Genomic DNA, 14,335 nt, shown 5'->3' with positions numbered 1-14,335 from the left:
AACTAAGAACGGAAAGCGCTCATTGAACAGAAGGAAAACATCATGGCTTTCAACCTACGCAACCGTAACTTCCTAAAACTATTAGACTTTACTCCTCGCGAAATCCAACACCTTTTGGATCTTTCTGCAGAGTTGAAAAAAGCGAAATACAACGGCTATGAGCAACCGCGTCTAAAAGGGAAAAACATTGCTCTGATCTTCGAGAAAACATCAACTCGTACTCGTTGTGCCTTCGAAGTTGCGGCCTTTGACCAAGGCGCCCAAGTTTCTTACTTAGGCCCTTCTGGTTCTCAAATTGGCCATAAAGAATCAATGAAAGACACCGCGCGCGTTTTAGGTCGCATGTACGATGGTATTGAATACCGCGGTTTTGGTCAGGAAATCGTAGAAGAGCTTGGCGCTTACGCTGGTGTTCCAGTATGGAATGGCTTAACTGATGAATTCCACCCAACACAAATCTTGGCTGACTTCTTAACTATGATGGAGCACGGCCGTGGCAAACAACTGCACGAAATGAAGTTTGCTTACCTAGGTGATGCACGCAATAACATGGGTAACTCACTGATGGTTGGCGCTGCGAAAATGGGCATGGACATCCGTCTAGTGGCACCAAAACAGTTCTGGCCTGAAGAAGCACTAGTTGCTCAGTGCCGCGAAATCGCTGAAAAAACAGGGGCGAAAATCACCCTCACAGATGATGTGAAAGAAGGTGTTCAAGGCTGTGACTACCTCTACACTGATGTATGGGTATCTATGGGTGAAGCGAAAGAAGCTTGGGCTGAGCGTATCAACCTCATGCTGCCATACCAAGTGAACATGGACATGATCAAAGCAACAGGCAACCCAAATGTGAAATTCATGCACTGCTTGCCAGCATTCCATGGCGAAGATACCACTGTCGGTAAACAGTTAGCACAAGATTACCCAATGCTAAAAGAGGGTTGTGAAGTGACAGATGAAGTGGTCGAATCTGAGCACTCTATCGTCTTCGATGAAGCAGAAAACCGCATGCATACCATCAAAGCAATCATGGTTGCAACGCTAGGTGACTAATATCAGCAGCTAGGTATTGATACTCAACATCGCTGGAACGGTATTTCCTCTCAAGATCACAACCGTTTCAGCAATTCAGAGTATTTCTGCAGGGAAATGCGAGTGGCATGATGAGCGTAATAAAGAACTTCGCTCTGAATAAAGCTCGCATTTTTTTTCACGTTATTTTCTCAAATCCCAATCCATTCTCCTTCACAACCAAGTCATCACAATGCGCGAGAAAAAGTGGTTAAATTATGCAAACTTCGCATAAAAATCCATTTTCTGGATAGTTTTCGCAAACGCTTGCGCTGACGATTTTTGTCCGTATAATCCTCCGCAATTTGTCTACGGAGTATGGAAATGAAACAGCCATCGGCACCACATTGTTGCTTTGCACTGCACCCTCTAGCGGGCACAGTCGCTGTTTTATTTTTCTCCGTTGACCAAATCCAAGCCTCCTATTATTAGGGGGCTTTTTTTTGTCCAAATTTTGTATGACACGAGGCAAAGGAAGACACCAATGGCGCACTCATTATTCAATAAGCACATCATTTCCATTCCCGAACTTAGCCGTAGCGAACTGGAACTGATCGTCGATACCGCAGCAAAACTAAAAGCAGAACCCAACCCAGAACTGTTGAAAAACAAAGTGGTGGCAAGCTGCTTCTTCGAGCCATCGACCCGTACCCGCTTGTCGTTTGAAACCGCAGTACAGCGCCTCGGCGGAACCGTGATTGGTTTTGATAATGGCGGTAACACCTCGCTGGCTAAAAAAGGCGAAACACTGGCAGACTCAGTTCAAGTTATCTCGTCTTATGTGGATGCATTTGTCATGCGCCACCCACAAGAAGGGGCTGCGCGACTGGCTTCTGAGTTTTCAAACGGTGTACCTATAGTGAATGGGGGAGATGGTGCAAACCAGCACCCAACTCAAACCCTGCTCGACCTATTTTCTATTTATGAAACGCAAGGCACGCTCGATAACCTTAACGTCGCTTTCGTCGGCGATTTGAAATACGGCCGTACAGTGCATTCACTGACCCAAGCGCTGGCTAAGTTTAATAACGTGCGTTTCTTCTTTATCGCCCCAGAAGCATTAGCGATGCCAGAGTACATTTGCGAAGAGCTTGAGGAAGCCGGTATTCGCTTTAGCACCCATAACAACATTGAAGAAGTGGTCCCTGAGTTAGATGTGCTTTACATGACGCGGGTACAAAAAGAACGCTTTGATGAATCGGAATACGCTCACATCAAATCAGCTTTCATTCTTACCGCAGAAACACTTAAAGAAGCGCGTGGAAACCTAAAAGTGCTGCATCCACTGCCACGCGTTGATGAAATCACCACCGATGTCGATAAGACCCCTCACGCTTATTATTTTGAGCAAGCCGAAAATGGCGTGTATGCGCGTGAAGCCCTATTGGCACTGGTTCTGAACGAAACTATTTAATTGCAGGAGAGACATCATGGTGAAAGAAACTCAACTTCAGGTAGAAGCGATCCGCAACGGCTCAGTGATTGACCATATTCCTGCGAATATCGGGATTAAAGTGCTCAAGCTCTTCAAAATGCACAAAGCAAATGAACGGATTACCATCGGTTTGAACCTGCCTTCGTCGGCACTTGGCGCGAAAGATCTGATCAAAATCGAAAACCTGTACTTAACCGAAGAACAAGCCAATCGCTTGGCACTGTATGCGCCAAACGCAACGGTCAATCAAATTGAAGAGTACAAGGTGGTCAACAAGCTAACATTAAGTCTGCCTGAGCAGATTGTCAGCATTTTTGAATGTCCCAACAGCAACTGTATTTCACACGGCGAGCCTGTTGAAAGCCGCTTTAAAGTCATTCAAAAACAGCAGCAAACTCAGCTCAAATGCCACTACTGTGAAAAAGTATTCTCACGTGAAATCGTGACAGAAACGCGTTAACAACAGGTGGGCCTATCAAGGGCCCGCTTTCCTCTTGAATAAACATGGATATTTATTCAACCTTATAAATAGTTACGCATTCATTGCAGAATAATAAACCAAATAACAACCATTAATCTGGATTATTATTTGGTGATCCCTTTCAAAATACCCCACAAATTTTAGTGATAAACTCATATCCAGAACAAAACCACCAGAGAAGTGGTTATTCGTCAACTGAACGTGCACTCTAAGGTTTTGGGAGTGCTTGATTGAACAGGGAAGATGTACCCAGACGTCACTAGTAAGGAGTTCCCGTGAGTGAAACTCTGCATCGAGCTGAAGCCATTCATGCTGAAGATAAGACCCTAACTGCTGCCTGCAAACGCTTGTTACAACAACAAAGTTTTTGTACTCAAAACGAGCTTCGCGAAGCGCTCATTGATATTGGTTTTGAAGGAATAAGCCAATCCACCGTTTCACGCCTACTCTCTCAATTAGGTGTGGTGAAAGTGCAAAATGCCTGCGGTAAAAAAGTCTACTGTATTACCGTCGAAACGGCCCCTGTACGCGTAGAATCTTCCATCGCCTCTCAAATAGAATTCATCACCCATAACCAAGCGATGGTCGTGGTAAAAACCCACCCCGGTAGCGCGCAACTGGTCGCTCGCTTAGTCGATATTGACCCGCACACCGAAATCCTTGGCACCGTCGGCGGAAACGACACTGTTTTGATCATTCCTAAAGACATCAGCAACATAGATGCTTGTGAACGTGTTGTTCGCACGCGCCTTGGCGTTGCCTAATCAAAATACTGGCCTTTTCATCACTAAAGGCCAGTACCTCTCATGAGTGAGCACCAACACAAATTTTTCATCACATAGTCGCTGATTGATAAATATCTCTCTCTGGCTGAAACTTCTTCACCACAATGCCTGTCTGATTGAGTTAATATGGCTAAAACTAAACTCAAGTAATTACGGTATGCGCACTGCAACTTCACTACTAATTCTGTTTTTCTCGCTGCTCTCAACACCAGCGATGGCGATTTTTGGTAACAACTCGACGCCAAGTTTTGCTCCAAAAACTCAAACGTTTGTTCCAGTTGACGAAGCTTTCTCATTTAACGCTTATCAAAAAGGCGAACACATTTTTATCGACTGGCAAATTCTCCCTGAGTACTACCTGTATCAAGATAAAATCGCTATTAGCGCTGAAAACGCCGTACTGGGTGACTTCAATTACCGAGATGGCGAACCCTACCATGATGAATTCTTCGGTGATGTAAACATCTACACCACACCGCTTTTTGTAGAAGTGCCGTTAAAGCAGGTTAATCAGGAAGGTAAACTCATTGTTCAGTATCAAGGCTGCGCAAAAGCCGGTTTCTGTTACCCGCCAGAAGTAAGAGTCATCAATCTAAAAAGTATTGGCGAACCTTCAGCAACGGCTAGAGAAGAGACTCGCGCACCGCAACAAGCTGAGCAAATCAAAGAGCAACCGACCAGTTCGTTACCAAACCAATCTCAAGAGTCTAATCTGGCTTCAAAATTAGCGGATAACTGGTGGACGCCGCTAATGTTTCTGGCCTTAGGCATCGGCCTTGCCTTTACGCCTTGCGTACTACCGATGTACCCGATTTTAACCAGCATCGTGCTCGGTAGCGGTAAACTCTCTCATCGCCGTGCACTTGGTCTTGCCTTTATTTATGTGCAAGGCATGGCATTAACCTACACCTTACTGGGTTTAGTGGTTGCATCCGCTGGGCTACAATTCCAAGCAGCCATGCAGCATCCATACGTTCTCATTGGCTTAAGCGTACTGTTTGTGGCGTTAGCGGCTTCGATGTTTGGCTTATACACCCTGCAACTACCAAGCAGCGCCCAGACTTGGCTCAATAACCTCAGTAACCAACAAAAAGGGGGCAATACCGCAGGCGTTTTTGCCATGGGCGCGATCTCTGGCTTGGTGTGTTCACCTTGTACCACTGCCCCACTCTCAGGAGCGCTACTTTACGTCGCACAAAGTGGCGATTTGCTGACCGGTGGTGTTGCTCTGTATGCACTGGCAATAGGTATGGGTATTCCTTTGATGCTGGCCGCAGTATTTGGCAACAAACTGCTACCAAAAGCAGGCAGTTGGATGGACAAAGTGAAAACCCTGTTTGGTTTCGTCTTACTCGCGGCTCCAATTTTCTTACTTGAACGCATCCTACCTGAAGTTTGGGCAACAGGATTATGGTCAGCCCTCGGAATTGTGGCTTTCGGTTGGCTCTATCACAGCAAGAACAATCTGCCATTTGGTGGCTGGAAACAGAGTGCGGTGGGGATCATTGCGGTACTCGGTCTGTTTGTCTCTGCCCAACCCATCATTAATTATTGGTTTGGACCACAAACGCATTCTCAACAAACGTCGGTTGAGTTTATTCGAATTAATACAGTCGATGATTTAGAGCTGCAACTGCAAGCGGCAAAAGAATCAGGCAAGCCCGTCATGCTCGATTTTTATGCTGATTGGTGTGTGGCGTGTAAAGAGTTTGAAAAGTACACCTTCCACCAACCAGATGTCGCCGCTAAGTTGCAAAACTTTGTCTTGCTGCAAGCCGACGTGACGAAAAACCAAGCTAAAGACATCGCGCTACTGCAACACATGAATGTGCTGGGTCTACCAACCATCGAGTTTTGGGATAAAGAAGGCAACCGTGTTGCTGGAGCACGCATCACTGGCTTTATGGAAGCCAAGCCTTTCCTTTCCCATATTGAGCATTTTCTAGACAAGTAACGTTATCAACCCAAAAAGCCGCATGACAATATGCGGCTTTTTTAATGACATAAATATACCTGAGATAATCGCCTCAGCGACTCAACATTATGGATACATAGTTATGCTCGGCTCTTTCACATTTTGTGAAGAAACCACTAATAATCTTTTGATACCGGTTGTTGTATTTATCAGCAAATGGTAATACTAATCTTAACAATCTGTTAAAAGTGTAGATTTCATGGACTCGAGTTACACCATCATTATTGCAGATGATCACCCCCTATTTCGCAATGCGCTGTTTCAATCAGTACATATGGCGGTTAGTGGTGCCAACCTGTTAGAAGCGGATTCACTGGAAGCTTTACTCAACTTGTTAGCTAAAGAAGAAGAGCCGGATTTGCTGCTGCTTGATTTAAAAATGCCGGGTGCCAATGGCATGTCTGGCCTAATTCAGCTACGCGCCGAATACCCTGACTTGCCCATCGTCGTGGTTTCTGCCAGCGAAGAGCCAGCGGTAGTTACGCAAGTTAAAAGCCATGGTGCATTTGGTTTTATTCCAAAATCCAGTGATATGCGAGAGCTGGTTAGTGCCTTGAATCAGGTACTCAATGGTGAACCCTTCTTCCCTGAAGGCTCCATCACCAACAGCGCTGCATGTAATGAACTTGCCGATAAGCTGGCGGCATTAACCCCGCAGCAATATAAAGTATTGGGCATGTTGTCCGATGGCCTACTCAATAAGCAAATCGCCTATGAGTTAAATGTCTCTGAAGCCACCATCAAAGCGCACATGACAGCTATTTTCCGTAAGCTTGGCGTTAAGAATCGCACTCAAGCAGTCATCTTACTGCAGCAAATGGAACCTGAGCAGTAAGCTCCACCCTTGCTTCATATTTTAAAGGCCGCAAATGCGGCCTTTATTCATTCTCCGTCAATCAAATACTGACCGCTTATGATGAAAAAGCACAATATATGTGCTTAAAACGTTAGACCTTTGGCTAATTTAACACACCATTAACATCACACTTTTCTCTACATAAAACGCTAAGCGTCCGATATTCGGTCGCTTTTAGTTTTTAACGCCACGACTAAAGTTGAAAAGAGTTCTTGCCAACACCTTGCTATTGTAAATACTGAAACATTTTATTAACAACCAAACATCGTAAGGAGACGGCAATGGCGTTTGAAAGTCAGGAACGAGCCAAGGCCTACTGGGATAAGAACGTAAAACTGATGATCAACCTCATGGTGATCTGGTTTGTCGTATCTTTCGGCTGCGGTATTTTATTCGTAGATGTCCTCAACCAGATTCAAATTGGCGGCTATAAACTGGGCTTCTGGTTTGCTCAGCAAGGCTCTATCTACACCTTCTTAGGCATTATTTTCTACTACGCGTGGAAAATGCGCCAACTAGACCGCGAATTTAATGTAGACGAGTAAGGAGCTGGTCAGATGGATTTGAAAACGATTACGTATCTCGTTGTAGGCGCAACCTTTATCTTGTATATCGGTATCGCTATTTGGGCCCGCGCGGGATCAACCAAAGAATTCTACGTTGCAGGTGGGGGCGTCAACCCTATCGCCAATGGTATGGCAACCGCAGCTGACTGGATGTCAGCAGCATCATTCATCTCAATGGCAGGCTTGATTGCCTTCATGGGATACGGTGGTAGTGTCTTCCTTATGGGTTGGACTGGCGGTTATGTATTGCTGGCACTATTGCTCGCTCCTTACCTACGTAAGTTTGGTAAATTTACCGTACCAGAATTCGTGGGTGAGCGCTTTTACTCAAATGCGGCACGTGTTGTAGCAGTAGCTTGTCTGATCATCGCCTCGGTAACTTACGTTATCGGACAGATGAAAGGTGTCGGCGTTGCATTCGGCCGTTTCCTTGAAGTGGATTACTCGACAGGTCTTCTGATCGGTATGTGTATCGTCTTCATCTACGCGGTTATGGGCGGCATGAAAGGCATCACTTACACCCAGATTGCGCAATACTGTGTCCTCATTCTTGCTTACACTATTCCAGCAGTATTTATCTCGCTTCAGCTTACTGGTAACCCAATTCCACAAATCGGCTTGGGTAGTACTATGACGGGCAGTGATGTTTATCTGCTTGATCGGCTCGATCAAGTCGTCACCGAACTCGGATTTACTGAGTACACCACCGCAGTTCGGGGCGATACGTTAAACATGTTCGTGTACACCATGTCACTGATGATTGGTACGGCGGGTCTTCCTCACGTTATCATCCGTTTCTTTACCGTGCCGAAAGTGCGTGATGCACGTACCTCAGCAGGTTGGGCATTAGTATTCATCGCTATTCTCTATACGACAGCACCGGCTGTGTCAGCGATGGCACGTCTAAACCTAATGGATACGGTGAACCCAGCGCCAGGGCAACACCTCATCTATGATGAGCGTCCTGATTGGTTCAAGAACTGGGAAACAACAGGCCTACTTGGCTTTGAAGATAAAAACGGCGATGGTGCGATTCAATACACCTCAAATGCAGAAACAAATGAGCTAAAAGTAGACCGCGACATCATGGTTCTGGCGAACCCAGAGATCGCAAAACTGCCTAACTGGGTCATTGCACTGGTTGCTGCAGGTGGCTTAGCTGCCGCACTCTCAACCGCAGCCGGCTTGTTACTCGCGATTTCATCAGCCATATCTCATGACTTAATCAAAGGGGTCATTAATCCGAATATTTCGGAGAAGAAAGAGCTACTCGCCAGCCGGATTTCCATGGCCGTCGCCATTGCTGTGGCAGGCTATCTCGGACTCAATCCACCCGGTTTTGCCGCAGGTACGGTAGCACTGGCCTTTGGTCTGGCAGCATCCTCCATCTTCCCAGCCTTGATGATGGGGATCTTCAGTAAGAACATCAACAAGGAAGGTGCGATTGCAGGTATGATTGCTGGTATTACTATCACGTTGTTCTACGTGTTCCAGCACAAAGGCATCCTATTTGTAGCTGACTGGAAATACCTACAAAGCTGGGGCAGCAACTGGTTCCTAGGTATTGAGCCAAACGCCTTTGGTGCGATTGGTGCAGTATTTAACTTCGCTGTAGCGTTTGCAGTTTCGAAAGTAACGGCTGAAACACCACAAGAAGTAAAAGATCTGGTTGAACACGTCCGCGTTCCAGCTGGGGCTGGTGATGCAGTAGACCACTAAGTTTACAATCAAACCCACAAAAGCCCCTTCGGGGGCTTTTTTATTCACCTCAATACGTTATCTTTAACGGATACAGATTGAGATAAGCCATTGAAAATAATAAACAGTCGCTTATCCAAATGGGTATTAATGTTGTCGTTGCAAGGAAGCCTATATGTTTAAAAACAAGCACATCGTGGTTGCTTTATTGATTGCCCCAGTCCTCTCACTGATCGCTTATTTCGGCACTGATATTGCGCTAAGCGAAAAACCTCATGCTGCAAAAGAAGGGGAAAGTTACAAGTTGGTCAGCAAGTCGAATTGCCGCTATACCAGCGGATTATGCGACATGGAAAACGGTGATTTTAAAGTGCAGTTTCGCTCTGAAAAGTTGACGGAGACAGAACTTAAACTGTCACTAAGATCGGCTCACTCACTGGAAGGCATTAAGCTGTCACTGGTCAATTCTGAAGATGAGCGTGGCAATCCGGTTGATATGGTAGCCAGCGACAGTACGGGTAAACATTGGCAACTGACCCTTGCAGCTCCAGCATCCGATCAAAGCTGGCTGCGTGTAGTGATCCAATCTAACAACACCTTGTACTATGGTGATACACAAACCAAGTTTGTGGTTTATGAAACCTTACTTAACAAAGCCGAATAGTGTTGTTGAATAAAAAGAGCCGCAAATGCGGCTCTTTTTTGTTTTATGCTACCCGATTGAGTATCGCCCGCAATTTCAATGGTTTTACTGGCTTAGGGATAAAGCTAAATCCGTTAGATTCAATGCCATCCATCATATCTTTCGTTCGATCAGCACTGATGATCACACCGATAAAACGGTCACCGAAACGTAGCTTGCACTGCTGAAGTACCTCTAACCCAGTTCGTCCATTATCAAGACGGTAGTCAGACAAAATCACATCAGGCAACCACTCTTCATCAATGGCTTTGAGGCTCTGCACGATATCCATGGCGGTTCGCACATCACAACCCCAGCGTGCCAATAAGTTCTCCATCCCAACCAGAATATCCGCTTCATTATCGACACACAGCACTTTCAAATGACTCAGATCAGAACTGGCCGCTGGCGTATTCACCACAGGTTGAGGCACGATCTCATCGACTCGATTCAGCACCAATGAGAATACACTGCCTTGCTTTGGCCATGAACGCATAGTGATTTGATGACCTAACACATGGGCGATCCCTTTCGAAATGGCTAAGCCCAGCCCAAGTCCTTGGTCTGAGCGCACCTGAGTCCCACGGTTAAACTCTTCAAAAATCTCTTGTTGCTTGTCTTCATCAATGCCCATGCCATTGTCCCACACATCGATTCTCACCTTACCTTGGTAACGGCGCGCACCGAGTACAACCTTGCCTTTTGGGCTGTAACGAAATGCGTTGGTCAAAAAGTTCTGCACCACACGGCGCAGCAACTTAGGATCGGATTGAACAAATAATCGGTTTGGGATCATGGTGAACTCAATCCCTTGTTGTTTAGCCAACGCGCTAAACTCGGCGTTGAGATTTGCCATCACATCATTGAGAGCAAAACCATGTACGTTGATATCTAACTTCCCTGACTCAAGCCGCGAAATATCGAGCAAATCACCAATCAAGTCCTCCGCAGCCCCTAGCGCACTTTCAATATGGGTAGATAACTTGCGCGTTTCATCATCCGTCGCGACTTCAGACAGCGATGAAGCAAACAGGCGAGCTGCATTGAGAGGTTGCATTAAGTCATGACTCACAGCCGCTAAGAAACGAGATTTGGATTGCGATTCATGTTCAGAACGCTGCGTTGCGGCAACCAACTGCTTGTTCAACTGCTCAAGTTCTTGAGTCCGAGCATGGACACGTTCTTCCAAGGTTTCATTGGCCTCTTTGAGCGCCTTTTCTGCGTCTCGGAAAACCGTGATATCAGTAAAGCTCATAACGAAGCCACCACCGGGCATAGGATTCCCCTGCACTTCAATCACGCGACCATCAGGCCGCACTCGGGACGAGATATGCCTCGTCCCTTGCTCTAAATGGAAAATTCGACGTCGCACATGATCTTCAGGATCGCCCGGTCCACATAACCCTTGCTGTGCATTGTGTCGGATCACATCTGCGATCGGCCGTCCTACTTGGATCAAGCCCACAGGGAAGGTGAATAGCTCGAGATAACGTTGATTCCAGGCGACAAGGCGTAATTGCTTGTCCACCACTGCAATGCCTTGACCAATATGCTCAATCGCACCTTGCAATAACCCACGGCTAAAGTCGTACAACTCAGAGGCTTCATCGACAATAGTGGCGACTTCTTCAAGCTGCATATTGCGCCCTTGCAGTGCAGACGTAAGCACCAACTTAGCCGAAGACGCGCCAAACACCCCAGCCAATACCCGCTCAGTATGACGGATCAAGGTCGATGGCGCTTGCTGGTTAGGCAGCATGGTTTCCCGTTGTTGTCCCCAGTACTGGTTGAACGCATTACGTACCCGATTACGCCCGACAAAGCGCGACGCTAACATTTCCAATTCCCCAACTGTCACGCGGCTTTGGTATAGGCTCATGTTCTCACTTTCAGGCAGTGGCGTACCAATAAACGATGCCGATTGCAGCCGCTCACTTAAACTGGAACGAGTAAACATAGAAACCATGATATAGCAGACAGCGTTGAGGGTAATACTTAGCAGCATGCCCCAGTCTGAGCTTTGGATTCCCATTTCATGGAAAAATGGTGGTGGCGTGATAAGCCAAAGCAGGAAGTTATTACTGGCATCCCCTGCCAGCATATCGGTCTGACTCATTAGGGTGATAAGCCACAAGGTAAAGCCGAAAGCTAAGCCGACATAAACTCCTTTTCGGTTCCCTTGGCGCCAGTACATGCCTCCCAACAATGCCGGAGCGAATTGGGTAATCGCGGCAAAAGAGAGAAAACCAATCGCCGACAGCGAGTGAATGCTACCCAAGGCCTGATAAAAGCCCCACGCTCCCAGTAAAAGCAACAAGATTAAGCCACGACGGATCACCAGTAACAGACCAGAAAAATGACGATGATTGCGTTGAGATAAACGCATCCGGCGCAGCAGCAACGGCATCACTAAATCGTTCGAAACCATGATGGCAAGCGCGATGGTTGACACAATCACCATACCACTGGCCGCTGATGTACCACCTAAAAATGCTAACAGTGCAATATCATTGGCGCCGACCGACATCGGTAAGCTGATCACATAAGTGTCGGCAGAACCTGAACCTAGCAGCGCTTGTCCAACCCATGCAATGGGCAATACAAACAGCCCCATCAACACCAGATACAACGGGAACAGCCAACGTGCTGTATGTAAATCCTGAGCGCGTTCATTCTCCACCACCATGGTATGGAATTGGCGCGGTAAACAGACGATCGCCATCATGGTCAATAAGGTGTGGATCAGCAAGGTTGCCACATTCGGCGACTGATAAGTTTGAGCGGCAATTTGAGACAGTTCAACGTCAGGACGTTCTAAAGCGAGATAGAGAATAAAGCAGCCGACCACCAAAAACGCCACCAGCTTGATGATGGATTCAAACGCAATGGCCATCATCATCCCGCGGTGATGTTCGGTATTATCAATATGGCGCGTACCAAATAACATGGTAAAAACCGCCAGTGCCAACACCACAAACCAAGAAACATCGAAACCGCTCTGTTCAAACTGAACGGGTAATTCTGGAGCAATGATCTCCAGCCCCATGGTAATACCACGCAGCTGTAAGGCGATATAAGGTAAGATGCCAACCACCGCAATCAAGGTGATCACAACCGCTAACCCTTGAGATTTGCCATAGCGGGCAGCGATAAAGTCAGCAATAGAGGTAATGTGCTCTCGTTTGGCGACTAAGATAAGACGTGCTAACACGCGCCAACCAAAAGTAAAGACTAAAATCGGGGCAATATAAATAGGCAGGAAAGACCAAGGGTTGGAGCTGGCTTGCCCTACCGTGCCGTAAAACGTCCACGAGGTACAATACACAGCGATCGATAAACTGTAGATCCATGGTCGCCATTTCGCTAACCATCCTTTCCGTTTATCGCCATACCAAGCGATAAAAAACAGCACGCCCAAATAAAGCAGTGATACGGGAATCACTATCCATCCTTGCATTTGATACCCCAGTTTTCTTCCATAAAAAAACCTCTCCCAAATCTCAGCGTAAGGGAGAGGTTTCATTTAACTATTTATTTGCAACTGAGACAAAGGTTAGTTTTTAATCTCAGATGGTTGAGCTTAATTCTGTGCTTTCGGCTCCGCTTTTGTCAGATCAATATCACTGACTGACGAAGGTTGCGGGTCCACTTTGATGAACAGTGCAATCACACCCATTGCCGCCATCGCCCAGAAAACACTAGAGCCATAGTGCTCATAACCCCAACCACTCAAGGTTGTCATTAACGCGATAAACGCGCCAAGCGGAATGGCATTGTAGAGTGACTGTAGAGCCACAATCTTGCGCTCTCCTGAGTTTTGAATGTACTGAATCGCTGCGATATGCGCCATTGCAAACGTCACACCATGCAGTAACTGAATCACAACCAGTGCAGGTAACGCAGTTGTCGAGGCAATCAGCCCCCAACGAGCGATCACACCAATCGATGCAGCCACAAACAGCGCACGCATTGACCAGCCGCCAAATAGACGCTTACTCAAGGCAAAAATAGCCACTTCAGACACCACACCAAGGCTCCATAGGTAACCGATGATGTCTTCTGAATGACCTGCTTCTTTCCAGTAAATGGAGCTGAAGCTGTAGTAAGCCGCGTGACTACCTTGGATCAAAGCAACCAAGATCAGGAACTTTACAATCGGCCATTCACGTAGAAGCTGGGATAACTTCGGACGCTCTACATTACCTTCAGCAGCACTTTTCGGCATTGGGTTGGTGTTGCGCAATGACGCCAGAATAGAAAATGCAACACCCGCTAACGCCGTGTAGATGATCATGTCTGTGCCGTATTTCGCCACCATAAAACCAACTACCGTCGAACCTGCGATAAAGGCAACGGAACCCCACAAACGAGTGCGGCCATAGTCCAGCATTTTTAAGCGGGAATAGTAGTTCGCCATTGAGTCTGACAGCGGAACAATCGGGCCAACACACATGTTGTATAAAATCGTAGCCAATGCCATTAGCCAGAAACTACCACCGGTGAAGAAGTGGAATGCGATGAAAATCAGCGACGCGAGACTAAACCAACGCAACGCAGGCATCAGATGTTCTACTTTGTGAATACGTGGCGTGATCAACATATTCGCCACACAACGCGTCGCAAAGCCAATACCGATTAGCACACCAATATCAGTGGCTGATACGCCTTGGTCTTCAAACCACAGCGCCCAAAATGGCAAATACACGCCATAGGAAAAAAAGAAGCCGAGAAAGTACTGGGATATCCAGCCATACGGAGAAGGAGAGAACATCAGCCAACCTACATA

At 46.7% G+C, this 14,335-nt stretch carries 11 protein-coding genes; 9 read left to right on the top strand and 2 right to left on the bottom strand.

All coding sequences use genetic code 11. The features are described 5' to 3' along the window. Positions 1–42: 42 nt before the first annotated feature. From ACQEXU_RS18055 to ACQEXU_RS18015, 9 genes are all read left to right on the top strand, one after another. Positions 43–1,053, top strand: coding sequence for an ornithine carbamoyltransferase (locus tag ACQEXU_RS18055; RefSeq protein ID WP_427011825.1), 1,011 nt, complete (start codon positions 43–45; stop codon positions 1,051–1,053). A gap of 502 nt (positions 1,054–1,555) precedes the next feature. Further along, positions 1,556–2,485 (top strand): aspartate carbamoyltransferase, encoded by a 930-nt coding sequence (gene pyrB / locus ACQEXU_RS18050; protein ID WP_427011824.1) that lies wholly within the window; start codon positions 1,556–1,558, stop codon positions 2,483–2,485. A gap of 16 nt (positions 2,486–2,501) precedes the next feature. Then, positions 2,502–2,966, top strand: a complete 465-nt coding sequence (gene pyrI, locus ACQEXU_RS18045; protein ID WP_367987483.1) for an aspartate carbamoyltransferase regulatory subunit — start codon at positions 2,502–2,504, stop codon at positions 2,964–2,966. A gap of 296 nt (positions 2,967–3,262) precedes the next feature. Then, positions 3,263–3,751 (top strand): arginine repressor, encoded by a 489-nt coding sequence (locus ACQEXU_RS18040; RefSeq protein WP_367987484.1) that lies wholly within the window; start codon positions 3,263–3,265, stop codon positions 3,749–3,751. Between the two features lie 178 nt (positions 3,752–3,929). After that, positions 3,930–5,726: a protein-disulfide reductase DsbD gene (locus ACQEXU_RS18035; RefSeq protein ID WP_427011823.1), complete on the top strand. Its 1,797-nt coding sequence runs from the start codon at positions 3,930–3,932 to the stop codon at positions 5,724–5,726. A gap of 220 nt (positions 5,727–5,946) precedes the next feature. Further along, positions 5,947–6,582 carry a response regulator gene (locus ACQEXU_RS18030; protein ID WP_367987487.1) on the top strand — a complete coding sequence of 212 codons (636 nt, stop codon included), beginning with the start codon at positions 5,947–5,949 and terminating at the stop codon, positions 6,580–6,582. A 302-nt stretch (positions 6,583–6,884) separates the two neighbouring features. Beyond that, positions 6,885–7,148 (top strand): DUF4212 domain-containing protein, encoded by a 264-nt coding sequence (locus ACQEXU_RS18025; RefSeq protein WP_367987488.1) that lies wholly within the window; start codon positions 6,885–6,887, stop codon positions 7,146–7,148. Positions 7,149–7,160: 12 nt separating this feature from the next. Next, a complete protein-coding gene (locus ACQEXU_RS18020; RefSeq protein ID WP_367987489.1) occupies positions 7,161–8,888 on the top strand; it encodes a sodium:solute symporter family protein in 1,728 nt (575 codons plus the stop codon). A gap of 154 nt (positions 8,889–9,042) precedes the next feature. Then, positions 9,043–9,531, top strand: coding sequence for a hypothetical protein (locus tag ACQEXU_RS18015; protein WP_427011822.1), 489 nt, complete (start codon positions 9,043–9,045; stop codon positions 9,529–9,531). 43 nt (positions 9,532–9,574) lie between these two features. Here the strand turns inward: ACQEXU_RS18015 and ACQEXU_RS18010 are convergent, their stop codons facing one another. Together ACQEXU_RS18010 and ACQEXU_RS18005 are read right to left on the bottom strand one after the other, a co-directional pair. Continuing rightward, entirely contained in the window at positions 9,575–13,006 is a 3,432-nt protein-coding gene (locus tag ACQEXU_RS18010; protein ID WP_427011821.1) for a PAS-domain containing protein, read from the bottom strand. A 123-nt stretch (positions 13,007–13,129) separates the two neighbouring features. Further along, entirely contained in the window at positions 13,130–14,320 is a 1,191-nt protein-coding gene (locus ACQEXU_RS18005; RefSeq protein ID WP_367987492.1) for a 3-phenylpropionate MFS transporter, read from the bottom strand. Positions 14,321–14,335 lie beyond the last annotated feature (15 nt).

Origin of the sequence: Vibrio sp. TRT 21S02 (assembly GCF_050113675.1) — a bacterium.
In the GTDB taxonomy this organism is placed as follows: Bacteria; Pseudomonadota; Gammaproteobacteria; order Enterobacterales; family Vibrionaceae; genus Vibrio.
This window is presented reverse-complemented; position numbering and strand designations above follow the sequence as displayed.